Genomic DNA, 22685 nt, shown 5'->3' with positions numbered 1-22685 from the left:
TGTGAGTAGGCGACAGCAATCAGTCTCCAAGTCAGCTTAACTTGTCAACACACCATCTTTTTGCTTATTAATCTATACACTCAAGATTAATGAGTCTTTTTGTCATACATAGTCTAAACTCCAGTTAAATTTGCGATTTGTTGACAACTTTCTTAGGCAATTCAAAGTTCAAAATCGGTTGCAATAAGGGCCAAGTGGCAGCTTTGAGTAAATCTTTAGCTAAATACAGCCAGTTCCAGAGCAACCATTGTGCCATTTGCAGGTAGCAAAGCAGGCGATCGCTCCATCTTAGTTGTACGCGCTTAATTGCCCTTAAATACTCAAACAACCATTTCCATTTGGTTAAATGCAACTGCCCTTTTTTGGCTGGATCGTACCAAGCAATGCGTTCTCGATAAGTGCGATAAGCTCTTACTGAAGTTTCGGCGTGATCTCTTTTGAAAAATAGCGGTTCGGGAACTTCATAAACTTCGCCCCGCAGCACCAACTCCCCAACTAAAATTAAGTCGGAAGATGGATAGCTACCAACTAATGGCGTTGACTTCAACACATCCGTCCGCATCATGCCATGAAACGGGTGACAGCGATGCCCGTAGCGAATTAGGCGGTGATATTGCCTAAATCGTTCGTGAGGTTTGGGCGATCGCAAATTGAAGTTATCGACGTATTTTTCGACGTGTTTGTCTTCCCCATCGATAATAATTGTCTGCGGATAACAGACAACTACTGTCGGGTTATTATCTAGCGCCAGAGCGCATTTTTCGATTAACTGGGGGGCAAAAATGTCGTCATGGTGCGCCCATTTAAAATACTTACCAGTAGATAAACGGACTACCTGACTTTGATTCCAGCCAGCGCCGAGATTTTTTTCCTGACGATAGTAGCGGATGCGGCGATCTCTTTGGGCATAAAACTGGCAAATTTCTTGAGTTTTGTCAGTTGAAGCATTATCAGAGATAATTAGCTCAAAATCTGTAAAAGTTTGCGCCAAGATTGCTTCTATTGCTTGCTGCAAAAAGCGATCGCCATTGTACACAGGCATCCCTATACTTATCTGTGGCGGTTGGTGATTGTTCATTTATCTATTTCTGCAGTTCCAAAGTTGCATATTGAGCGATCAAATGCTCTGTTAATGAAGGAGCTTTGAACAATTCACCCCGAAACGGTAATGGATGTTGTTGCACGTACCTACTCAATTGAGCAAATTCGGTGCAGTGGCTAATGCCATATTTTTCCACCGCACGCGCGAACAATAATTGATGGTTGTCAACGTGTTCGCCGTAGCGTTGCAGTCTAGGTAAAAGCACAAAACAAGCGCCCATCTCTGCTAGCATTCTGGTAGAACCTTGACCTGCATGAGAAATCACTAAAGAAGACTGCCTAACAGCATCATACATATCGCTGCGACTAAGCGCTCTTACACTTGTCAGCAATGGATGGCGCAAGTTAGCTACAGGAGTTGTACCGTGTTGCAAAATCACAGGTTCGACGATAATTTCTGCCTCAAGTAATGTTTCTAGCCAATTGACAGCGCGATCGAAGGGGAAAAAGATTGTTCCCAGCGTATAAACAATCATTACATTGAAGGGTAAAGGTTAAATCAGTGACCAGTTTGTCAGTGACCAGTGACCAGGTTTAAGGTTGGGGAATTAGACCTAGGGGATGAATATTCAACTGGTCACTGGTTACTGTTAAAGGCAAAGGGTTTAATTGCTGTAAATTAGGCAACAACACCTCTGTATTGAGCTTTGGGATAGCGTTCTACACATTCGGGCCATTGGACGTAAAATTCGTCTACCAAGTTGTACAAGATTCTGCCACTCAAACTCAAAGCACTAGAGCGCGAGATGCTTTCAATAAATACTGTTTTGATGCCATATAATTTGCTGGCGAGTAAAAAAGGTACAGCTAGACTAGCACCTGTAGAAATAACCAAGTCTGGCTTGCTCTGACGCAAAATAGTCAAAGCCTTGCCAAAATTTTTCATTGCCTTCCACAGCATCCGCGCCTCTTGCATTTCTACCCAATAGACTTTTTCTTTTTCATGCAACGCCTGGGTATCAAAATGAGGATAAGTAACCCACTCTCTGGGATAGCAAGACCAAAAGTTTTTTAGTCCCATCATCGTCGAAAAATGACCGCCTGGATTGCACACTAATAGTAATTTCATTTTTTCTAACTCCAGAGGAAAGCGAACAGAACAGAAAAGTTTAGACTTTTAGCCGCCAAGAGGCGGCTAAAAGTCCTGTTGCATTTGGTAGATTAACAGGGATATTGCCAGATATAGTGGGAGAACGCTCCCAAAATGGGACTGTTTTGGGTAGTGATAGAGAGCTAGCGATCGCATCTGCATTTGGCGTGCTTTGACTATTTTCATAAGCCAACTCGCCCAAAATTGAGCCAGCAGTTTCCGAAAAACTACTGTAATAACTGCCCAAAATATAGTTTGTTCTAGCTAGCAAATAAAGTTCGCACAGCGCCTCTTGAATACCGCTCATAACTTCAGAGTGATAGTTTCTAGGCAATTGGCAAATTGAAGCTGAAGTTGAAGCCCGTACTAGATGGCTGACTTCTTTGCAGTCTGTAGATAGAAAGAAACGCACGTTGGGGAACTGGGCGTGAATCTGGTTCATTCGCTCAATAAACCACTGTGGCGGCGATGCTTTCACTGTTCTAGGATGCGCTCGGTTGTAACGAATGCTAACTCCTACTATAGGATTGTCTGCAAACTCTTGGGCAGCGAAAGAGTCGATCCGATTTTGCAACGGCTTAATTAGTTTGAGCCGAGAAAGATAGCTCATAAAAGGAGCCGGATAATCATCGACGCAGAAAGGGTAAATCGTGTTGAGACAAATAATCGGGTTGTCAAGTTGTGAATGCAGAGAACTATAATGGCGGTAGCCGCCTGACAGATTGACTAATACTTTGTTAGTTAAAGAGCCAATTTCCTGATAAGGGTGTTCCCACAAGTCGTTAAGAGCAGCACCAAACCATTCTTCTTTGGGCCAATAGATCAACAGCCGACGATTGGTAAGTTCGCTATAAGCGATCGCGCACAGCAATACTCTGAGGCGATTGCACAAACCTTTACCAATTCGCAATGCCAAAATCTTTTTCATAGTTTTGTTTTAACGTCCGATGCCAACGTAGTAAAAACCAGCCTGTTGTAACTGTTTGGGGTCTAAGAAATTGCGACCATCGATCATCACCCGATTGTGCATCGATTGGGCGAGTTTAGCGTAGTCTAGCTGCTGAAACTCTTGCCAATCAGTTACCAATACCAAAGCATCGCAATCAACCGCCAATCGCTCGGCATCGTCCTCTACTTGCACTCCTGATAATGTATGCCTGATGTCAGATTGAGAAATAATCGGATCGTAGGCTTTGACTTTGGCTCCCAAGCGATTGAGATGCTCGATCGCATCGAGAGCAGGAGCATCGCGCAGATCGTCTGTATCTGGCTTAAATGTTAGACCTAATAGCCCGATAGTTTTACCTTTGAGGATCTTTAAAACTTGCTGGAGTTTTTCTAAAGCAATTAGCCTTTGCCTGTGGTTAACTTTGACAGTTGCTTTGAGCAAGTGCGCTTCATAGCCATAATCATCAGCAGTATGCACTAGCGCCAAAACATCTTTAGGGAAACAAGAACCACCCCAGCCGATTCCAGCTTGTAAGAACTTGCTCCCAATGCGCGAATCTAGCCCAATACCTTTAGCAACTTGAGTCACATCTGCACCAACGCGATCGCAAATATTGGCAACTTCATTGATAAAGCTAATTTTGGTTGCCAAAAATGCATTGGCAGCATATTTAATTGTCTCTGCCGAACTAATATCGGTAACTAATACCGGAACTTGTGGTAGCAAACGGTTTTCAGCAACTTGGCGCCTGATAATCGGCGCGTACAAGTTTTGCATCAAAGCGATCGCTTGGGGGCTATGGCTACCCAAAACAATGCGATCGGGGTTAAATGTATCGTAAACTGCCGCACCTTCGCGCAAGAATTCTGGGTTGCTGACAACATCAAAGGCTGGCATCTTCTCTAAAGTTCGATTTGTACCGCCACCAGCCGTAACTAGCGATTTTTGCGCTTGCATTACACCGTCAAATACCAGCATCCGTACCCAATCACCAGAACCAATCGGCACTGTAGATTTATTGACAATTACTTTGTATTCGCCGTCGAGATGGGAACCAATACCACGAGCAACAGCTTCAACGAAGCGCGTATCGCTTTCACCTGTAGGTAAAGGCGGCGTACCTACAGCAATAAATAGAATTTCTCCATGTTTAACTCCAGAGGCAAGATCGCTAGTAAATTTTATCTTGCCTTGCTCAATTGCCGAGTGCAAGATGCCCTCAAGTCCAGGCTCAAAAATTGGCGACTTACCAGCTTGCAGCAATTTAACTTTCTCTGCATTATTGTCAACACAGATTACATCATGCCCAATATGAGCCAAACAAGCACCAGTAACTAAACCAACGTAGCCTGTACCGATGACACAGACACGCATATTTGCAGAATCGTTGAATTTAACCATGACTGTTTCCATAATTCGTAATTCGTAATTCGTAATTCGTAATTACAAGGGGAGCGGTTGATAGATGATTCGGTGGGGAGTTTGCTTAGATGCTATTTCTTGACCTTTGCGCCCTAATTTGGTGCGTAACTGTTTGTCTTGGCACAATAACAGCAGCGAATCGGCGAACTCTGTGGGCGAATTGGGGTCTACTAATAGACCGTTTTCGCCGTGACAAACTGCATCTTCTACTCCGCCAAGACGCGAAGCAATGACGGGTTTGCCAAAGAAACCTGCTTCTAAATAAACGATGCCAAAGCCTTCGATGCTTTTCACTTCGGCATCATAAAAGGTTGGCATTGCTAACAGATCGCACGCGGCGTAGTAACTTGATAGGCGATCGTCAGGAACGTAGCCAGCAAAGATCGTGCGTTGTTCTACACCTAATTGCTGGACAAGGGCTTTTAGTTCTGACTCCATCGCACCTCTACCGCAGATTAAGTAGTAGACATCAAGGTTTTGCGCCAAGAGTTGAGGTAAGGTGGCAATTACACGGTCAAATCCTTTGCGCCTTACTAACCGTCCAACTGAGAGAATGACTACAGCATCATCGGGGATATTATGCGCTTTGCGAACCTCAGCACGCAGATTTGCAGCAGAGTCTAAGATTGTTTGTCCGCCAAATTTTTCTACTCTAATTGTGGGATTGATAGTGTAGGTAGGTGTGGTAAATTGAAACCGAGTTTTGAGGTAATTGCAAGTAAAATCGCTATTGCAGATTACGCCTTCAGCCCGTTGTAAGGTGCGCGTAAATAAAGCCCGAATAATAGGATGGCGATCGCTACACAATAAGTCATCTCCATGCAAATAAATAAAATAGCGAATCGGTAGCAAGTAACTTAGTAGTAGTAGCGCCGGAAAATCATAGCCATGAAACCATTCGATATAACGGTAGCGATAGCGAAAAAATAGTCCAATAGCGATCGCCCATGACTCGATTAAGTAAAGGATTTGCTTGATAATTCCGCCCCACAAGCCAGTTCGAGCAAAAAAGTCATGCAGAAATTTGGGTGCAAACCAGCGATAGATAGGAAAAGGTTGATCGGCATCAAAGTTTTTTGTATCTGGTGCAGAAGCAGTTAAAGCGATCGCTCTTTGCGGATCTTGCAGACATCGGTTATACACATAATCTTGAATCCCACCAGGTTCGGGAGGAAAAACGCGAGAAACAATCAAGATATCAGGCGTTGTTACCTTAGAGTGCGTGCCAATGTATGGTAAAGCAGAAGGGTTAAAGGTTAAAGGGTAATCCTCATTCATGACCAAATTTTGTCTCCTTAAAACCGCAACTCGATACCTGTAACGGTGTAGGCTGTACGGGCGTAACTCCTTGCGCTGCTAAACCTGTAATTTCCACAATTTTGTGCGTGTAACTATTAACGTTGCAATTGGTTTTCACCCAGTTTTGACCTTGAGAAAGCAAATTTAGGGTATTGGGGTCAGCGTTAAGGCGAATAATTGTTTCTGCTACAGCTAGCGGGTTATGAGGGTCGCAAGTCCACTCAGGCGCGAAATGATGCAAAATTTCGCCAACTCCGCCTGTATTGCTACCAACTACCGGAACTCCACAAGCGATCGCTTCTGCAACTGTGCGCCCAAAAGGTTCGCGCGGAGCTAAAGTTAAAACTAAATCTGCATATTTGTAATATTTTTCAATTTCAAAAGTAGGCGGCAAAACTGTAAAGCAGTCTGCTACTTCTAAGCTTTCTGCAAGCTTAAGTAAATCGGCAGTGCGGGTTTTACCAGGCGATGCATCTTGCCCAATAACTACGCCGTGATAGCAATGCCCTAAAGCTTTGAGATGGGCTAATACAGGCAGCAGGGCGCGGAGATTTTTGTCATTGACTTTATCTGGTTCGCTAATCCGCGAAGGTGTCAGGATAATTTGCGCTCCCGAATCGAAGATTGGTTTTAAGTCGGCGGGAGGAGTATCGCCGATCTGGCGAGACTTAAATCGCTGTAAATCTATAGGCGGATAAAGAATCGCTCGCACATTCGGCACTAAATGCTGGCGAATATGTTGCGCGGTAAATTGGGAGTTGCAAATAGCTGCGGGATTGAGGCAAGCAAAAGCTAATTTTCTTGCCCACCTACCTAAAGGATTGTAAGAAAGCGCCAAGTCGCGAAAAATATGATGTACCGATCTGCCACTCCAGCGCAGTGCAGGCGCAGCGCGAATTAATAAGGGGATGAGTTCGCGGCTAACGCAATTATCGAGCAGCAAGGGATAATCTGGAGGTTGTTGTTGCACCCAATCAAGCGATCGCTTGACAAATTCCAAGCGATTGCGGGCGGGGATAGTCTGCAAGCAATAGTCTTGATTCGTTTGGCGGAGATACTGCTCCAACAAAGAACCAGAACGCGCTAACAGACACAATTGCTCTGATATCTGCGCTGACTTGAAGCCTACACCTAGTACAGAGCTAGAAATTAATACGCCACCTAAGTTATCGCAATATCCAGGCAGCACTATAAGTTTACGCATGACGCATTTTTCGCTGGGTTTTTAGTGGAGGTTGACCGATCGCAATGCTGAGTAAAAGGAGTAAAGATGATATCGGCATGTCGTACACCAATGCCAAAGTCGGAGCAACAAGCGTATAAAAGCTCATCATCGTAAAGGCAATCAAAGGGCGCTCGGCGCGAGTTGCATACAACCAAAGAAATAGCGATACCCAAAAGACTGCAAACATCAAAGTGCCAAATACACCAGTGCGGTACAAAAGGCTGCCTAAAATGGCGCTATGAGAACCAACGCTCGAACTTTTAGTGGCGCTAATCGCTTCTCCCTTGGACATATAACCCCAAAAAGGATCTTCTAAAACGCCTAGCCAAGTTTGCCTGTAGATTTCAAAACGTACCTCGCTAGAATCTGCCCGCACTGAGTTTACAGCTTCGATGCTACCTGTAACTTTGCCAAAAATCGCATTTGTAGCTGGCGGCAAGGAAAAGGTAATGAAACTTGCGATCGCAACTAACAAAATAACTACTTGCGGACCCCAGCGTTTGCTTAAAGCAATAAATACGTAACGCAAACCGATGACAAGAGGTAAAGCTACCCAAACAATCCGCGTGGCGCTCAAAAATAACAGGAAAACGCAGGCGACAAGTAGCAGCGACGATTGCAGGCGATTTTTAATTTCTAGTGCAACTAGACTGATAAAGCCAACAAATACAGCAAAAAATTCAGGAAAGATAAAAAAGAAGCTAAAACGGTTGAAATCCTCTATTAAAGTCCGAGCTAAAAAAGGCAGCAAGTAATAGTTTTTATTCGCTTCGCCTACGCCTTTACCTGTAAGCAATCCCGAAACAGTCCGCAGCTTAGGGGGCCAAAAGACTGTTTCAGGAATAACAAATTGCAGTAACAACCAAAAAGTAATTATTTGCAAAACGCTAATGGTACAAGCCCAAGCAACCACCTCTAAACGTATTTTGATCTTGTTACTTTGGATATACCACAGCCAAATAGCCGGACAGAAAGACAAAATCAAAATATCAGAGATATTGATCGTGCCGTATTGGAAATAAACAACTCGCAATACCAAAAGTCTGCCAAGCTGATACATCCCAAAGACAAGTAAAGTAATAACTGGTAATTGCGGGCTAGTGAGGCGAAATTTGCCATAACGCCAAACTTCGTAAGCACCAACCATCCCCAGCAACAGAAACGGCAGATACTCAAATAAACCCAATACCCACCAAATCGGGATGCAGATAATATTGGCGCAGACAAAGCGCTCGCCAAGTGTTATAGCTTGCCAACGCAGCCAAACACCTGTAAATAGTTGTGAGTTCAACACATCGATCCCCCTACCCCCTTGTCCCAATTACGAATTACGAATTACGAATTACGAATTATTCACCCTTCTGCTTCTTGCAATTCCCGCCGATTGCCGTAACGATAACCTTCACTCAGGAAGTCTACGCTGTTGACGATCAGTCCCATAACGCGGGCATGATGCCAATTGAGTTGCTCCAAACTGTCCATAACGCTATGGCGATCGCTCTTACCCGATCGCACTACAAACAGCACGTCGCGGATGGCAGCATTGATCATCGTGCTTTCGCTAGCTAGGCTAATTGGCGGACTATCTACCAATACGTAATCGTAAGCATTGCTGTCAGCGAGCGGTCTGAAAGACTCTTCAAACTCTCCACTAGCAAAATATTTAGCCACTTTGGCTTTGGGTATTAATGGCGCGGGGATTAAGTCCAAACCAGCGCAAATCGGGACTAAAGTTGGTTTGTCATCGGCTTTTACTTTGGCGGGCAAGTGTCCTAGCCTCCGGCTCATTTCTGCTTGGCGCAGATCGCCATCGACAATTAATACGCGAAAACCAAAGTTGACTAAGGCTAAAGCTAGCCCCAGCGTGACTGTAGTTTTACCTTCGCCAGCCGTTGAGCTAGTGATCATCAAGCGATTGTTTTCTGCCATTAAAATCGCTGAGGCTAAACGTTGAAAGTCGATTTCAATTTCTGCTTCTAGATGTTTCTCCAAATTAGGACGTTTGAGCCGAGAAATTTTCCCTAAAATTGGTAACTCTATTTGCTGTAAGTCTTTGGGGCGTAACATGGGGTTGCGCCCTTCTAGAAAGATGATTAAAGCAATACTGCCAAAAATTGCCGCGATCGCCCCGCCAAAAACTATGAGTTTCTGACTCGGTTGTAAAGGTTTGGTATCAATGGTTGGTTGATCGAGTACCTGGACGTTGGGATAAACGCTAAAAGGATTGGTTTTTGTCTGCTGAATTTGAGCAATAATCCCTTTGTATGCGCCTTCGGCAATTTCGTAGCGCCTTTGTAGTTCTGTAAGTTCGCCTTGATTGCTGGTAATTGAACTTAATTCGGCGTTGAGTTTGTTGATTTGAGTTTGAATTTGGTTTGCTTGTTGGTAGAGTCCTTTAGCTGTATTTCTGGCTCTGGTTAACTCGGCAATCATTTCTAAGCGGCTATTACCCGCATTACCGCCTAAAGTTGTATCTACTGGCTCATTTGTCCCCCCAGGTAGCGCTGTTGCCTTTTGCTCGGCGAGGATGCGGCGCAATTCTTGCCGTCTTACTAGCAAAGATTGGACTAAGGGACTTTCATCTGTATAAATACCGCGTGCCTCTGCTAAAGCTGTCTCCACTTCCGCTACTTTGGTACGAATAGCTTGGTATTCTTGGTTTTCACCTAAGCGCAACGAGTTAAGTGCTTGCGCCGGAGTCATGTTCAAGTTGGCGGCTGCTACTTGGGCTTGGGTTTCGTTGGCTTGCGCTTGGGCGATCGCCTGAGCTTTGGCTGTTTTTAGTCCGTTGATTGAGGCGATCAGTCCTTTGCTTTGTTCGGCGATGTCGGTGATGCCTGTAGCTTTTTGGAATTTGCTAAGTTGAGTTTGAACTTGAATCAAATTGTTGCGAGATTTGTTGAGTTCGTCTTGGGCAAACTGTTCGCGGACGTTGGCATCGTTGTGTCGCAGTTCGTTGAGCCGCTCTTGATAAACTTGAATTAGCATCGACAAGCGATCGGCAGCTAACTGCGGATGAGAAGCTTTGGCTTCTAAGGCGATGATTGTTGATACTTCTTGAGGTGTGATGACAAACAACTCTTTGTAGTCATTTAGCCTGGCGTACGAGTCGCCTTCAGGGTCCATTTTACGAACTCTTTCTAAGACAATATCGCTGGTGAGGATCGATAACTGAATTTGCAGAGGATTGACATTTTTGAAGTCCAAACCAACGTTTTGCACGTTGCCGAGCGAACCCAAGCTGGAATTTAGTTGATCGGTAGATTGGGGGATATTTAACTCGGCGTTGGCTTTCCAAACTGAGGGAATAGTCGTGCTGGCTCCTACAGCGTAAATTGTCCCAGCAAGCAAGGCGCTGTTTATTGCTAGTAAAGGCATCCAATGGCGACGGAGCCTAGTAATTATCTGCTTCATAAAAATCAAACCATGTAAGGAACGAACGCAAATTCAGGCAAAAAGGACATTACTTTGCCCAATTTTCTTGATGTGCAAAAGCTTTTATGATGTAGTAAGATTTTTGGGCGCTTGCCGCGATAACTTCAGGCGCAAGTAGCCGCGCAACCCTAAGCGCAATATTGCTTTGCCTTCATCGGGATATAAAGCGCAGATACCTCTTTGCAACAGGCGATTGATGGTGTCGCTCAAACTACGACGAATTACTAGGCTTTCTTGCAGAGATAGCCAGAGAATTTTTAATGCCTCTAGCCAATTGCCTCCACCTTGCTGCAATGCTTTTAAACTGCGATAATCGACATCTTGCTGGATATCAAAGCGATCGCTAAATCCTACCTTGGCAGCAGCTTGATTGATGCAGTATGCGGTGTCTTCCCGTTGTTCGATTAAATAAGCAATATTATCGCTATGCGCTCGTCTGTTGTCACCATGCAGGCGATAATACATCAAAGCTTCATGAATGCTGCCAACTTCACCATAAAAGGGTACGGTTGCAGTTAGGTAGGTATCGGCAGCACGAGGTCTAGGCGGAATCGGCAATACTTGCAATAGTGCCTCGCGGCGATAAGCTAAACCGGAAGTAGGCGCCCATGCATATTTGCCGCGTTGCAGCAGTAATTCGCGGACGTTGCCTTGACTCAAACTTTTTAACGTAGCATTAGTTACTACACTATCTCGATTTACAGATAGCCAACAATGGGCAATTTGTACCCATTGGGGATGGGCGGCAAAAGCTGCTACTATTTTTGCTAATTTGTCTGGATGGAAGTAGTCATCGGCATCTAGAAAACAAATAATCTCTCCTTGAGATCGAGCGATACCAGCATTTAAAGCTGCTCCTTGTCCGCCATTGTTTTGAAAAATTGCCGCCAAACAACCCTGATAAAAGTCGATTACCTCGCTTGAGGTGTCTTTCGAGCCATCATCAACTACTATTAATTCCAAATTTTGATAAGACTGAGCTAAAACGCTTTCGATAGCTTGAGCTAAATAACAACCATAGTTATAGTTACTGATAATTACGCTAACTAATGGTGTTGTATAAGATACAGAGTGAGATTCTTTTGGGGCAAATATTTCTGTCATTTCTTTTACCTCTATTTGGAGGTCTACCGTACTTTTACTAATGCGAGAAAGCAAAAATTACCTGCTCAAGCTACCTCGAAATAACTTACTAACTAAGTTTAGTCTTATCGGCGAATTGAGTTTTACCGATCGCCCAATTTTGAACTGTTCAATTAATTTTTGTGCTGCAATAATTGGGCAATAATTGGCATGGTAAAAAATAACAACATTGCCGAAAGCGATCGCTACATAATTATTGTTACCAGCATATTTACTCAGTTAGAGAATTGTTAGAAGTACCTATGTTGGTATAAGTGGGGATCTTACGTAGCAGTTCTCTAATTACATCTGTTTTTGTTCTTTCCGTTTGCTGACAATAGGCTTCGAGGGCTGTCATTTCTAAATCCGAAACTTTTACAGTAATCCACTGTTTTTGTTTTTTGGACACATCTACACGGAGGAAAAAATTAGAAGTTAATTGTGCCATTTGGAAGATTTATTAAGAATGTATTGGACTTATTCTGGAAGCAATTCACCTGTCGTAGAATAAACTGCTTATGCAAATGTATAAGTTTTTAGACGTAATGCGATCGCTAAAAATTTGTCGCAAACGAGCTACAAACATAGACTTTGACTCCTAAACTCTAATGGTTGTTGAGAACTAGCAAAAGTTAAGCACTGTGTTTTGGTATATCTCCAGGTGAATTGATGCAAACATATATAACTGCCTTGTTAAATATAGAGAACATATCTCAGTAAAATTACCGTTGATAAATGTCAAAGGCAGCTTTAAGCTTATTTTTTAGTTTTCTGGGAGTAGGACTAGCTAGGCAGGGTAATGCCGCCTTTTTTAAGCATATTTACTTAGAATACGAGTAAATATTTTGACTTTAACTTCGCTAAGTGCGAGAGTTTTGTCTTTTTTCTCCAATTAAGCGATCCTAATCATCTATTCTATGTAGACGTAGCATCAACCTCTTAAGCTTTCAACGAGCGCAAACTAATGAACAAAAATCTGCCTTTTATGCAATGGCAACTCGGCTTACCAAGCATTGATTCGATTGACAATACCGAACAAGCTTTTGGGGATGCATTTCTCAGCGCTGGGCAGATTTTATATAAATACTTGCTTAAAATTAAGTCAAACTGTGAAATTACTCAAGAATTTTCTGGCGAACCATTCAACTTAGCTGTATTGGGGCTATTTGCTAAAATGTGTCGCAGCTATTACTCATATATATTGCTGGAAGTACATAAAGATCGATCGGGAAGTCAAATTTTTATCGAACATTTATGCGAGACAACACTGACACTGACATATTTACTCGAAGAAGTAGATAAATCTATTTTTGCCAAGTACATTCAAGCTTCTATTCACCAAGCTGGTTACTTACTAATTCAAGTAAAAGAGCAACTCATACAAGCTCCCAGTCATCCAGATTTACTCAAATTGCAAAATCAATTAGAAAATTTTATTAGCAAACAAGAGCAATCAGAAAGTTTTGAGCTACTTCCAGATTTAGGTAGTTATTTATGGGGAAGCAAGACAGATAATACAGCTAAACGCGGAGCAGTTGTTGGCTTGAATTTTTTAAGCAATCCTGCAAGGCAAATAGCTACCAATGTTATCCCTGCTAGCTACTTAGATATTCAACTTAACTACTTGCACTCTAAGGAACAATCTAGTCAAATCGATTTTACTGCTCTGCGCGATGCAGCTTATTTATGCTTGCACGCAACTCAAGCTTTTTTAGAAGAAGTCTTTGGCGATTGCCAAACTGAAATAAACGATCTAGAAGAAGAGCAGCAGACTCTCAATGCGCTGTATGAATGGTTCTACAACGCTCATATTTACTATCAAATGCAAGTTGGTCAAACTGGACAAAAACAAAATAGTTCAAGCCTATCTAACTCAAAGATTACGCAGCAGAAGCACCCTGGTTAAAAGTCAAAAGTCAAAAGAGTTCTACAAGTAGAATCTACAATGGCGCAGAATTTGGTATGTTGATTAATCACTGCGGCAAATAAGTTTTTTCTTTAATCCCTGCTTGCCGACTAATTCGATAACTAAATTCGCTCACTGAGGGATTAGGTATTTCTGGATTAATTGTTTTGGTAGAGTGTTGCCAATCATCAGTTGATGCGATCGCTGCCAATAATTTACCACTCTTATCTCTAGTGACTTTCATCCAAAATTTCCCGTGTTCGCCACAAAAAAAGTCTTCAATCCAACAATTGAGATCGACATAAGCACCTTTACTAGCTAATATGCTGGCATTTTTACGCGGTATATGGACGTTTTTTTGAATTTCTTGCGCCTCTAGATAAAATACAAAATGCTTTGGGCTACCCAAACGCCACAGACGGCGATCGCAGTAGGGACAGCAAAAATGGTTAATATCTTTACGGTTACTACGCTTTCCTGGCATTAAAAACCTCCTGTTTACAACACACTATTTAAAGCATCTAGCCTTAGCCTTAAGTAATTTGTAATGTTAGTTCTCCTGGGCAGATTAGTTGGTTGTTTAGGTACTTGCTTCAATCTGAAAAACCACAAATATATAAAATGCCTACAAGCTGTTTCCTTTCTTGTTTTTCAGCAATTTAATTGTGCAGTCAAGATTTTATTTTTTACCTTGACAATTTTGTTGCTGTTAATGTATTTTATGAGTCAGCAATTTTTACGCTCGAAGCAACAAACTTTTAGTAGTATGCCAATTTTTGACTTATCTTTCAATATCTAAAATACTGACATGATTAATCTTTACTAATTGTTTATATTGCTACTATTTGTAACGACATAATGCGCGAGCGAATCTTTAGGATTTATTTAGATTTCTAATGTTTGTAATAATGGTATCCGCGCGGGAATATCGTCATCATCGTAGAGATTAAGCAATAAGCGTTTGGCTGTAGGAAATGTCTCCATAACCAATTGGAGAAACTCTACACCTGTAATTGGCGAATTCTGTTGTTTAACTACAAATAAAGCTAAAGAATCATTACATTGCTGCAACTGTTTTAACTTTTCTAAAGCTGCAGGATCGGAGTCAGCGCTATAAATTTTGAACTCACGCTGAAACTGTCTCATTAAATTTTCTTTGATTGCCCACAATACTCCAGTTTCAGGTTCTACTAATACAATTACGCTATGCATCAGTTTTAAAACTCCTTATTCTATAGCGGCTTTTGATTTGGAAGTAGTTTGTTTTCCCGCCAAAGCAATGTTTAATCCAAAAACGTAGCAACAGCATTATTAAATAATTAATTGCCTGTCAACGCGCTATCTAATTTTGGAGGAAACCTCACCGGACAGGTCGCTCTGGCGCGGGAACCCGCACGCGCGACTGTCCTCCAGAATCCGCGCGTCAAACTTATAATCGAGCGATCGCTATTTCTACGGCTAACCAAAATCAATAGAAAAAGGTAAATAGATTGTTGAAAATCTATCTACCTTTTCCCTTAAACCTAACTTAGAGACACCTATCCCGTTGACTAAGGCTAATAAAATTCACTCTTGGTGTCTTTTTTATTGACCTACAGCGCAGGTATCGCTGGTTCAGCTACTTTTAATATTTAATTTAATTCAATCTCAATTTGGACTAAGACACACTTTTCCTATTTTCTAGGGCTGATAAATTGCACTCTTGGTGTCTTTTTTATCTGCCCGCAACGCGGATGGCGTTGCAGGGTCAAATTTATTCTATGTAACTGTTCTGAGCTTAAAGCGGATCTACTGAGAAACTACTAGCTTTATAGTTGTATTGGCATTATAAACATACCAATAAATAAAAAAGTGTATTGCATGATACAAAAAACCAAACTTTTTTATACATTTTTGGGCAGTAACTAGAAGCAGATATCAGCAACCTCTCATTAGTCAGCAATAATACAAGCCTCTCTTATACATACTATATTTTTTTCTTCCCAGGTGTAGCGAACTACTACTTGCCTGTTAGCTCCAATCTTCTGTTTCGCCTCGATTAGCTCTACCCCGATAAATTGGCGTACCAGCATGAATCTGGCGAGTTCTAGCAAATAAGGATGTTTCGTTTAAACCCCAAGTTTGCAAAACTTTATCTAGATCGGCTTGGATATCTCTAGCGCCAGGAAATCCGTGATAGCGAATCTTCAGTCTAGCTAATTCCGCTAGGTTATAGTCCGTAGGTTCGGATACTAATAAGTTATTTAAAATATTGCGATCGCTTTTATACAAAGGATGCTGTTGGTCTTTTTCTGACGACATAGATAATTTATCTAGGGTGGGGAGCGAGGGACAAATTCAGGCTAACGTTATCCTCCAAAGCGCCTGACGACTATATACTAGACACGGCATTGAATGAGTGTATTGAGTATGACGGTAGCAGAAGATCCAGTTAAATTAATGAAACAGCAAGTCGGTAAAGCTGCCGCCCTGCGCGTACAATCTAACTCTATTGTAGGATTGGGGACAGGTTCGACAACAGCATATACAATTGAGTATCTTGGTGATCGCTTAAAATCTGGCGATTTGCAAAATATTGTTGGTATTCCCACATCATTTCAAGCTGAAGTGCTAGCCAAGCAGTACGGTATTCCTTTAACTACTTTAGATGCTGTAGATCGTATTGATATTGCTATCGATGGCGCTGATGAAGTCGATCCTCAGAAAAATTTAATCAAAGGTGGCGGCGCAGCGCATACTCGCGAGAAAATTGTCGATTATCTAGCAGAGCAATTTATTGTCGTTGTCGATAGTTCCAAAATAGTAGATCGTTTGGGTTCTAGCTTTCCCGTACCTGTAGAAGTTATCCCAATGGCGATTTCTCCAGTCATGCAAGCAATTAAAAAACTAGGCGGTAAGCCAGAATTGCGAATGGGAGTCAAAAAAGCAGGTCCAGTAATTACCGATCAAGGCAATATGGTAATTGATGTTAGATTTGATGCGATTGACGATCCAGCAAATTTAGAAAAGACATTGAACAATATTCCTGGAGTGCTAGAAAATGGCATCTTTGTCGGCGTTACCGATTTAGTATTGATCGGCGAAGTCAAAGATGGTCAACCCAGCGTTAGGGAACTCTAAATATAGCATCAGCAACACGGCAGACATCGTGCATTTCTTTTACGTCATGCACCCTTAATATATCAGCACCAGCAGCGATCGCACTCGTACACGCTGCTGCTGTTCCCCAAACTCGCGCTTTGGGATCTGGTTGATTGAGGATGCGCCCGATAAAGCTTTTGCGCGATGCTCCGACTAAGATCGGGCAATTTAGAGGGCTAAAAGTGGAGATATTACGCAGAATTTCTAAGTTTTGGGCGTAATTCTTGGCAAAACCAATGCCAGGATCGATGATAATTTTGTCTTTACTAATGCCACAGGCGATCGCTTGCTTAATTTGATTATCCAAAAACTCGGATATTTCTAATAACAAATTTTGATAGTCGGTCATTTGTTGCATCGTTTGCGGCGTACCGCGCGTATGCATCAGCACAATTGGCACGTTAACTTCGGCTACAGTTGGGAGCATGGCAGCGTCAAAAGTACCGCCAGAGATATCATTAACTATATCTGCTCCAGCAGAAATTGCGGCTTTAGCTACTGCGGCGCGTGTGGTATCAACAGAAATTGGCACTGCAATATGCGATCGCAATAATTCTAAAACTGAAAGGATGCGATCGAGTTCTTCTGTTTGAGAGATTTGCACCGCTCCTGGACGCGTCGATTGTCCGCCGATATCAATGATGTCAGCCCCAGCGCTAACAAGCTGCTGTGCTTGTGCTAACGCTGTCCCTGGAGTATTAAATTCACCCCCATCGCTAAAACTATCAGGCGTGACATTTAGCACGCCCATCAAATAGGTACGAGATCCCCAGTTAAAAGAGCGTTCTTTAATTGTCCAAACTGGTGACATTATATGGCAATTAATTGGGATAAGCGATCGCTTTTTTAGATTGGGCGATCGCAAGTTATGTTATTTATAGTTGACAATCCGCGCAAAGTCGTTGGGTTCTAGGCTTGCACCCCCAACTAAAGCGCCATCTATTTCCGCTTGAGCCATAATTTCATCAATATTGTTCGGCTTCACCGAACCGCCATATTGAATCGGTACGTCAGGATTAGTTAACTGGGAGCGAATTAAACCAATAACTCGGTTTGCCTCTTTAGCTTCGCAAGTATCTCCCGTACCAATTGCCCAGATTGGTTCGTAAGCAATTACTAAATTATGTTGGTCTACATTTACTAAAGCTTGTGATATTTGACTGGCAATCAAAGCTTCTGTTTCACCTGCATCTCTTTGTTGTTTTGTTTCGCCGACGCAGAGAATTGGCGTAAGATTGTGCTGTTGGGCAGCTAATAGGCGTTTATTTACAGTTTCATCTGTTTCGCCAAAATACTGTCGCCGTTCGCTGTGACCAACAATTACATAGCGAATGCCAATTTCTACGAGCATAGCGCCAGCAATTTCACCTGTATAAGCGCCGCTATCTTCCCAGTGAACGTTTTGAGCGCCTAGCTGAATGCGGCTACCGTGTAAATTTTTCGATAGCAGGTTGAGGTCAGTAAAGGGAACGCACAGAACTATATCCCTATCCTCTGGGGTTTGCTCCAAACTAGGCATAAATCCTTGTAAAAACTCCAGGGATTCTGCCTGAGTTTTAAACATTTTCCAATTTCCGGCAATAACAATTTTCCGCACAGGCGACTCGATCGTATAAGAGACAATAGCAAATGTACGATCCAGTCTAAGGCTTATGGGGACGATTTTAAACAGTGACCAGCGACTAAATAATTCGTAATTCGTAATTCGTAATTCGTAATTATGAACAAGATTAATAGTTAATTCATTTAGGTTGCAAGCCCCTGATTTCAATCATGGAGGAATAAAAAAATGCGTGTAAGGCTATAGTAAGCGTAGTTGACCTTGGGAGCTATCTGTCTTAGTTGCTACTTCAAGCCAGTCTTGCTCGGTGTCTGCTGATAGCAATCTTTGGGCGGCTTCTAGCATGGGAGCGGATATGTCTTGCAAGTCTGGGCGATTGTTGAGGTAAGTTGTTAAGGCTTCCATTGGGTCTGTGGCGCTGCTTGCACCTAGTTCGGGTAGGCGGGGTCTTGCTAGTTGGCTAAGTAATTCTGGCTGAATTGTGTAGCTGTGAGCTTGACTTAAGGCGCGGTGCAGGGCGGCGCTATCTATTTGGTCTATTTGTTCGGAGCGCAGTTGATAGATTAGTCTAACTACTGCTTCTGCTATATCATGTTTGGCGATCGCTTTGATTAGTTTTTCTTGCGGGTCGTTGGCTTCGCTGACATCTAGTTTGATCGTCCGAAATACCCTAGCTGGCAAGGGGCAAAATTCCCAGTCGGCTTTACCTCTTTGGAGGTCGATTTTGACGTAGCCTTTTTCTTCTTTTTCTTCGCCAAAATCAACTCTTTCGATGCTGCCAGGGTAAATTACTGGTGGGTCGTTGGATTTGTTGAGGTTTTGGTGGCGGTGGACGTGTCCTAATGCTACGTAGTCAAAGCAAGGACGGGTAAGTAATGATAACGGCATGGTGAAGCCTTTACCGACTGCTAGCAAGCGTTCTGCGCCTAAGTTGGCGTTGTCGATCATTAAGTGACCGAGCAGCACTGTGGGGATTTTCGGGTCTAGGCGGCGAATTTCTCCTTCTAGGGCTGTGCGGAGGCGTTCGATTAATATTTCGTTAACTTCTGCTAGCGATAAGCCTTCGGTTTCGGGGCGGGCAAGTAAGGTAGAACGGGTGAGCCAAGGGATGGTAATGACTTGGATAGGACCGTTACGGGTTTGAATGTGGTGGGTAGTGAGGCGATCGCCGACAATAAATCCTGGTACTCCCAAGGTACGGTAGATACATAAACTTGCCCCTCCTTGTCCTTGGGAGTGTTGATCGTGGTTGCCTACTAGCAATACTGTGGGTATTTGCGCGTCTACTAGGCGGCGAAATTGACTGGCAAATTTTTCCTGAATGTAGGGCGGCGGCGTGGCATCGGGAAAGGCATCGCCGCCAAATAATACTAAGTCTACTGGCTCTGCTAATGCTCTATCGATACATTTGGATAGTGTGTTAACGAAGTCCTCTAGGCGCGTGTTCAAGCCTGTTTCGGGGTTGAGCTTGCCGTGAGAAAAGCCGCTGCCCATGTGGATGTCGGATAGGTGGAGGAGTTTTAGCATTTTTAACGAACCGCAGGGGGTGCAAAGAGCAGGGGAGGTGCAGGGAGGAGTTAAACAGTAATTAGTGACCAGGCGTTTAGTGGGGGACTATTACCCGCTAGCAAACCCTTACCGCACTCTCGGTGGGGGGAAGGAGTACAAGCATAAAACTCATAACTGGTCACTGGTCACTGGTCACTGGTCACTGTTAAATGTGGATGCCGCATTCGGTTTTGCCTGTTCCCCGCCAGCGTCCGGCTCTTTCGTCTTCGCCTTCTGCTACTGGGGTGGTGATTGGTTCGTCGCCGATGCTGGGATAGCCTTGGTCGTGTAGGGGGTTGTAAATGACTTTGTGTTCGGCTACGTATGCCCAAGTTTCTTTGCGCGTCCAACTGGCGATTGGGTTAACTTTGAGGCGCTGTTTGCCGTCTAGTTCAAAGATGTTCATGTATTGGCGGGTATTAGCTTGATCGCGGCGACGACCTGTGAGCCAAGCGATCGCATTTAGTTCGGCAAGTCCCCTTTGTAATGGCTCGATTTTGGTAATTTGGTGGAATTGACTGATGTCTTTATCCCATAGTGCTTCTCCGTGTTTGGCGGTGAAGGCTTCGCGGGTGTCTATATCTGGGGTTTTGTAAATTTTTAGGTCTAAATTATATTGTTCTTTGAGTTTGCCCACCAATTCTAATGTTTGGGGGAAGTGGTGCAATGTGTCGAGGAACATTACTGGCACTGGATGCTTGAGTTCTCGGTACAAAATGTCGGTGATGACTATATCATCAACGTTGAAGGCGCTAGTTTGCACAAGTCCGGTGGGGATGTTTTCTACGCACCAGGCAAGAATATCTCTGGGGTGGGCGGTGTCGTATTTCTGGTTTAATGCTTCTAAGTCGAAGTTGGCTGTTTGACTGGGTGAATCTGTAGATAGGCTCATCTTTAGTTTTTGGGTTAATTCTTCTTACACAATATCTAAATATGTGTCTCTCTGGGAGATGGGGAAGTAGTTTTGAGTTTTGAGTAGGGGCGCAATGTATTGCGCCCCTACAATTGGCGATAAGGGGATAAAGAGGGATGCGATTGATTCTTTACGGTAAGCCTGGATGTCATTTGTGTGAGGGGTTGGAGGAAAAGTTAGAGCAAATTCGCGGCGTTCTTAATTTTGAGTTGGAACTACGCGATATTACTAGCCGCGATGATTGGTTTAATGCTTATCAGTATGAAGTGCCTGTTCTGTGCAAGGAATCTGCTGGTAAAGAAGAATTATTGCCTCGTCCTTCTCCTCGTGCTAGTACCGCTCAAGTGCAGCTTATGCTACAGAAATACTTGTCTAATAATTGAAAATCAGCCCAGTAGATAAATGTGAGGATTAGTTGTTATGAAGTTACGCGAGTTGTTGGCTCAAGTTGATGGTGTTACTCAATTACCTGCTAACTTAGCAATGGATGTGGAAATAAAGGGGTTAGCAACTAATTCTCATGCTTGTCAGCCTGGAGATTTGTTTATTGGTATGCCAGGAACGCGGGTAGATGGGGGCGAATTTTGGCGTAGCGCGATCGCATCTGGTGCTGTTGCTGCCCTAGTTTCTGAGCAAATAGCTAGCAATGCTGAAGCTGATGCTTGTCTGATTGGCTCTAATAATATGGTTGCAGCTTGTGCTAGTGTGGCGGCGGCTTTTTATGACTACCCTACTAAAAAGTTGCAAATGGTGGGCGTTACTGGCACAAATGGGAAAACTACTACTACTCACTTGATTGAGTTTTTCCTAACTCAAGCTCATTTATCTACTGCTTTGATGGGTACGCTTTATACTCGGTGGGCAGGGTTTGAACAAACTGCTGCTCATACTACGCCTTTTGCCATCGAACTGCAACATCAGTTAGCCGAGGCGTGTCTGGCTGGCTGTAAGATTGGCGTGATGGAAGTTAGTTCTCATGCTTTGGCGCAAGGACGGGTGAAAGGTTGCGAGTTTGATGTTGCTTTATTTACTAATTTGACTCAAGATCATCTCGACTTTCATAAAGATATGGAAGACTATTTCGGCGCAAAAGCGCTGTTATTTAGTCCTGAATATTTGCAAGGCAAAGCAATTATTAATATTGATGATGCTTATGGTCGCAGGTTAGTCGCACAAGTCGGCAAGGATCGCACTTGGAGTTATAGTACAAGCGATCGCGCCGATTTGTGGATGAGCGAACTTAAATACGCACCTACTGGAGTTAGCGGCGTTTTACATACTCCTCAAGGCGATGTTGCTTTTCAATCGCCTTTGGTCGGTCAGTACAATTTAGCAAATCTATTGGCAGCAGTCGGCGCAGTTTTACAATTAGGTGTCGATTTACAATTGATCGCTGATGTCTTGCCGCAGTTTCCTGGCGTACCAGGACGGATGGAACGAGTACAAATATCCCCATCTCAAGATATTAGCGCGATTGTCGATTACGCTCATACTCCTGACAGTTTAGAAAACCTGATTAAAGCAGCGCGTCCCTTTATTAGTGGGAGAACAATTTGCGTATTTGGTTGTGGGGGAGATCGCGATCGCACTAAACGCCCGCAAATGGGTAAAATTGCTGCCGAACTTGCCGATGTCGCAGTAGTAACTTCTGATAATCCCCGCACTGAAGATCCCGACAAGATTTTACAAGATATTCTTGCTGGCATCCCTAGCGAGAAAGAAGTATTGGTAATTAGCGATCGCGCTGCTGCTATTCGTGCTGCTATTATCCAAGCTCAACCTGGCGATGGCGTGCTAATTGCTGGTAAAGGACATGAAGATTATCAAATTCTCGGTACAGAAAAAATCCATTTTGACGACCGCGAACAAGCAAAAGTAGCTTTGCAGGAGCGCAATTTCCAGAATTAATGAGAATAAATGAGTTTAAATGGTGAAAATATTGCCATACTTATCGGTATCTGCGGCTGAGATGA

General features: G+C 43.2%; 22 protein-coding genes. 4 read left to right on the top strand and 18 right to left on the bottom strand.

Features of this window, described 5'->3' with window-relative positions; all coding sequences use genetic code 11:
• Positions 1–124: 124 nt before the first annotated feature.
• The 11 genes from UH38_RS18865 to UH38_RS18815 form a co-directional block, all read right to left on the bottom strand.
• Positions 125–1078 (bottom strand): glycosyltransferase family 2 protein, encoded by a 954-nt coding sequence (locus UH38_RS18865; protein ID WP_045056229.1) that lies wholly within the window; start codon positions 1076–1078, stop codon positions 125–127.
• 4 nt (positions 1079–1082) lie between these two features.
• Entirely contained in the window at positions 1083–1577 is a 495-nt protein-coding gene (locus UH38_RS18860; RefSeq protein ID WP_045056228.1) for a glycosyltransferase, read from the bottom strand.
• A gap of 143 nt (positions 1578–1720) precedes the next feature.
• A complete protein-coding gene (gene pssD / locus UH38_RS18855) occupies positions 1721–2170 on the bottom strand; it encodes a PssD/Cps14F family polysaccharide biosynthesis glycosyltransferase (RefSeq protein ID WP_045056227.1) in 450 nt (149 codons plus the stop codon).
• A gap of 40 nt (positions 2171–2210) precedes the next feature.
• On the bottom strand, positions 2211–3119 hold the full coding sequence (locus tag UH38_RS18850) for an O-fucosyltransferase family protein (RefSeq protein ID WP_045056226.1): 909 nt from the start codon (positions 3117–3119) through the stop codon (positions 2211–2213).
• A gap of 9 nt (positions 3120–3128) precedes the next feature.
• Positions 3129–4514, bottom strand: a complete 1386-nt coding sequence (locus tag UH38_RS18845) for a UDP-glucose dehydrogenase family protein (protein ID WP_045056242.1) — start codon at positions 4512–4514, stop codon at positions 3129–3131.
• A gap of 69 nt (positions 4515–4583) precedes the next feature.
• A complete protein-coding gene (locus UH38_RS18840) occupies positions 4584–5840 on the bottom strand; it encodes a glycosyltransferase family 4 protein (protein ID WP_082065438.1) in 1257 nt (418 codons plus the stop codon).
• Positions 5833–7065 carry a glycosyltransferase family 4 protein gene (locus UH38_RS18835; protein WP_072044951.1) on the bottom strand — a complete coding sequence of 411 codons (1233 nt, stop codon included), beginning with the start codon at positions 7063–7065 and terminating at the stop codon, positions 5833–5835. The genes UH38_RS18840 and UH38_RS18835 overlap by 8 nt, the downstream gene beginning before the upstream one ends.
• Positions 7058–8380, bottom strand: a complete 1323-nt coding sequence (locus tag UH38_RS18830) for an O-antigen ligase family protein (RefSeq protein WP_045056225.1) — start codon at positions 8378–8380, stop codon at positions 7058–7060. The genes UH38_RS18835 and UH38_RS18830 overlap by 8 nt, the downstream gene beginning before the upstream one ends.
• Positions 8381–8439: 59 nt before the next feature.
• Entirely contained in the window at positions 8440–10500 is a 2061-nt protein-coding gene (locus UH38_RS18825; RefSeq protein ID WP_045056224.1) for a GumC family protein, read from the bottom strand.
• A gap of 84 nt (positions 10501–10584) precedes the next feature.
• Positions 10585–11679, bottom strand: coding sequence for a glycosyltransferase family 2 protein (locus tag UH38_RS18820; protein WP_235355349.1), 1095 nt, complete (start codon positions 11677–11679; stop codon positions 10585–10587).
• Positions 11680–11875: 196 nt separating this feature from the next.
• Positions 11876–12091 (bottom strand): hypothetical protein, encoded by a 216-nt coding sequence (locus UH38_RS18815; RefSeq protein ID WP_235355348.1) that lies wholly within the window; start codon positions 12089–12091, stop codon positions 11876–11878.
• A 516-nt stretch (positions 12092–12607) separates the two neighbouring features.
• On the opposite strand from UH38_RS18815, the gene UH38_RS18810 reads away from it, so the two are divergent.
• Positions 12608–13549, top strand: coding sequence for a DUF5677 domain-containing protein (locus UH38_RS18810; RefSeq protein WP_045056222.1), 942 nt, complete (start codon positions 12608–12610; stop codon positions 13547–13549).
• A gap of 67 nt (positions 13550–13616) precedes the next feature.
• Here UH38_RS18810 and UH38_RS18805 read toward each other — a convergent pair whose 3' ends face one another.
• From UH38_RS18805 to UH38_RS18790, 3 genes are all read right to left on the bottom strand, one after another.
• Positions 13617–14033, bottom strand: coding sequence for a hypothetical protein (locus UH38_RS18805; RefSeq protein WP_045056221.1), 417 nt, complete (start codon positions 14031–14033; stop codon positions 13617–13619).
• Between the two features lie 401 nt (positions 14034–14434).
• Positions 14435–14761, bottom strand: coding sequence for a response regulator (locus UH38_RS18795; protein WP_045056219.1), 327 nt, complete (start codon positions 14759–14761; stop codon positions 14435–14437).
• Between the two features lie 798 nt (positions 14762–15559).
• A complete protein-coding gene (locus UH38_RS18790; protein ID WP_045056218.1) occupies positions 15560–15850 on the bottom strand; it encodes a DUF3288 family protein in 291 nt (96 codons plus the stop codon).
• Between the two features lie 108 nt (positions 15851–15958).
• Here UH38_RS18790 and rpiA point away from each other — a divergent pair, with 108 nt between their 5' ends.
• Positions 15959–16669, top strand: coding sequence for a ribose-5-phosphate isomerase RpiA (gene rpiA / locus UH38_RS18785; protein WP_045056217.1), 711 nt, complete (start codon positions 15959–15961; stop codon positions 16667–16669).
• On the opposite strand, the gene folP is transcribed toward rpiA, so the two are convergent.
• The 4 genes from folP to cysH form a co-directional block, all read right to left on the bottom strand.
• Positions 16656–17501, bottom strand: a complete 846-nt coding sequence (gene folP / locus UH38_RS18780) for a dihydropteroate synthase (RefSeq protein WP_045056216.1) — start codon at positions 17499–17501, stop codon at positions 16656–16658. The two genes, rpiA and folP, sit on opposite strands and share 14 nt — an antisense overlap.
• 60 nt (positions 17502–17561) lie before the next feature.
• Complete coding sequence (gene tpiA / locus UH38_RS18775; RefSeq protein WP_072044950.1) at positions 17562–18287, bottom strand: triose-phosphate isomerase; 726 nt, start codon at positions 18285–18287, stop codon at positions 17562–17564.
• Positions 18288–18491: 204 nt separating this feature from the next.
• The gene (gene sbcD / locus UH38_RS18770; protein ID WP_072044949.1) at positions 18492–19778 is read right to left on the bottom strand and encodes an exonuclease subunit SbcD; all 1287 of its coding nucleotides are present in this window, start codon (positions 19776–19778) and stop codon (positions 18492–18494) included.
• Between the two features lie 187 nt (positions 19779–19965).
• Positions 19966–20691 (bottom strand): phosphoadenosine phosphosulfate reductase, encoded by a 726-nt coding sequence (gene cysH / locus UH38_RS18765; RefSeq protein WP_045056213.1) that lies wholly within the window; start codon positions 20689–20691, stop codon positions 19966–19968.
• A gap of 137 nt (positions 20692–20828) precedes the next feature.
• Here cysH and UH38_RS18760 point away from each other — a divergent pair, with 137 nt between their 5' ends.
• Together UH38_RS18760 and UH38_RS18755 are read left to right on the top strand one after the other, a co-directional pair.
• Positions 20829–21095: a glutaredoxin family protein gene (locus UH38_RS18760; protein WP_045056212.1), complete on the top strand. Its 267-nt coding sequence runs from the start codon at positions 20829–20831 to the stop codon at positions 21093–21095.
• 37 nt (positions 21096–21132) lie between these two features.
• Positions 21133–22620 (top strand): UDP-N-acetylmuramoyl-L-alanyl-D-glutamate--2,6-diaminopimelate ligase, encoded by a 1488-nt coding sequence (locus UH38_RS18755; RefSeq protein WP_045056211.1) that lies wholly within the window; start codon positions 21133–21135, stop codon positions 22618–22620.
• Positions 22621–22685 lie beyond the last annotated feature (65 nt).

The sequence above is a fragment of the Aliterella atlantica CENA595 genome, from assembly GCF_000952155.1.
In the GTDB taxonomy this organism is placed as follows: Bacteria; Cyanobacteriota; Cyanobacteriia; order Cyanobacteriales; family Chroococcidiopsidaceae; genus Aliterella; species Aliterella atlantica.
The sequence above is the reverse complement of the archived record's forward strand: the minus strand, read 5'-3'. Positions and strand labels throughout refer to the sequence as shown.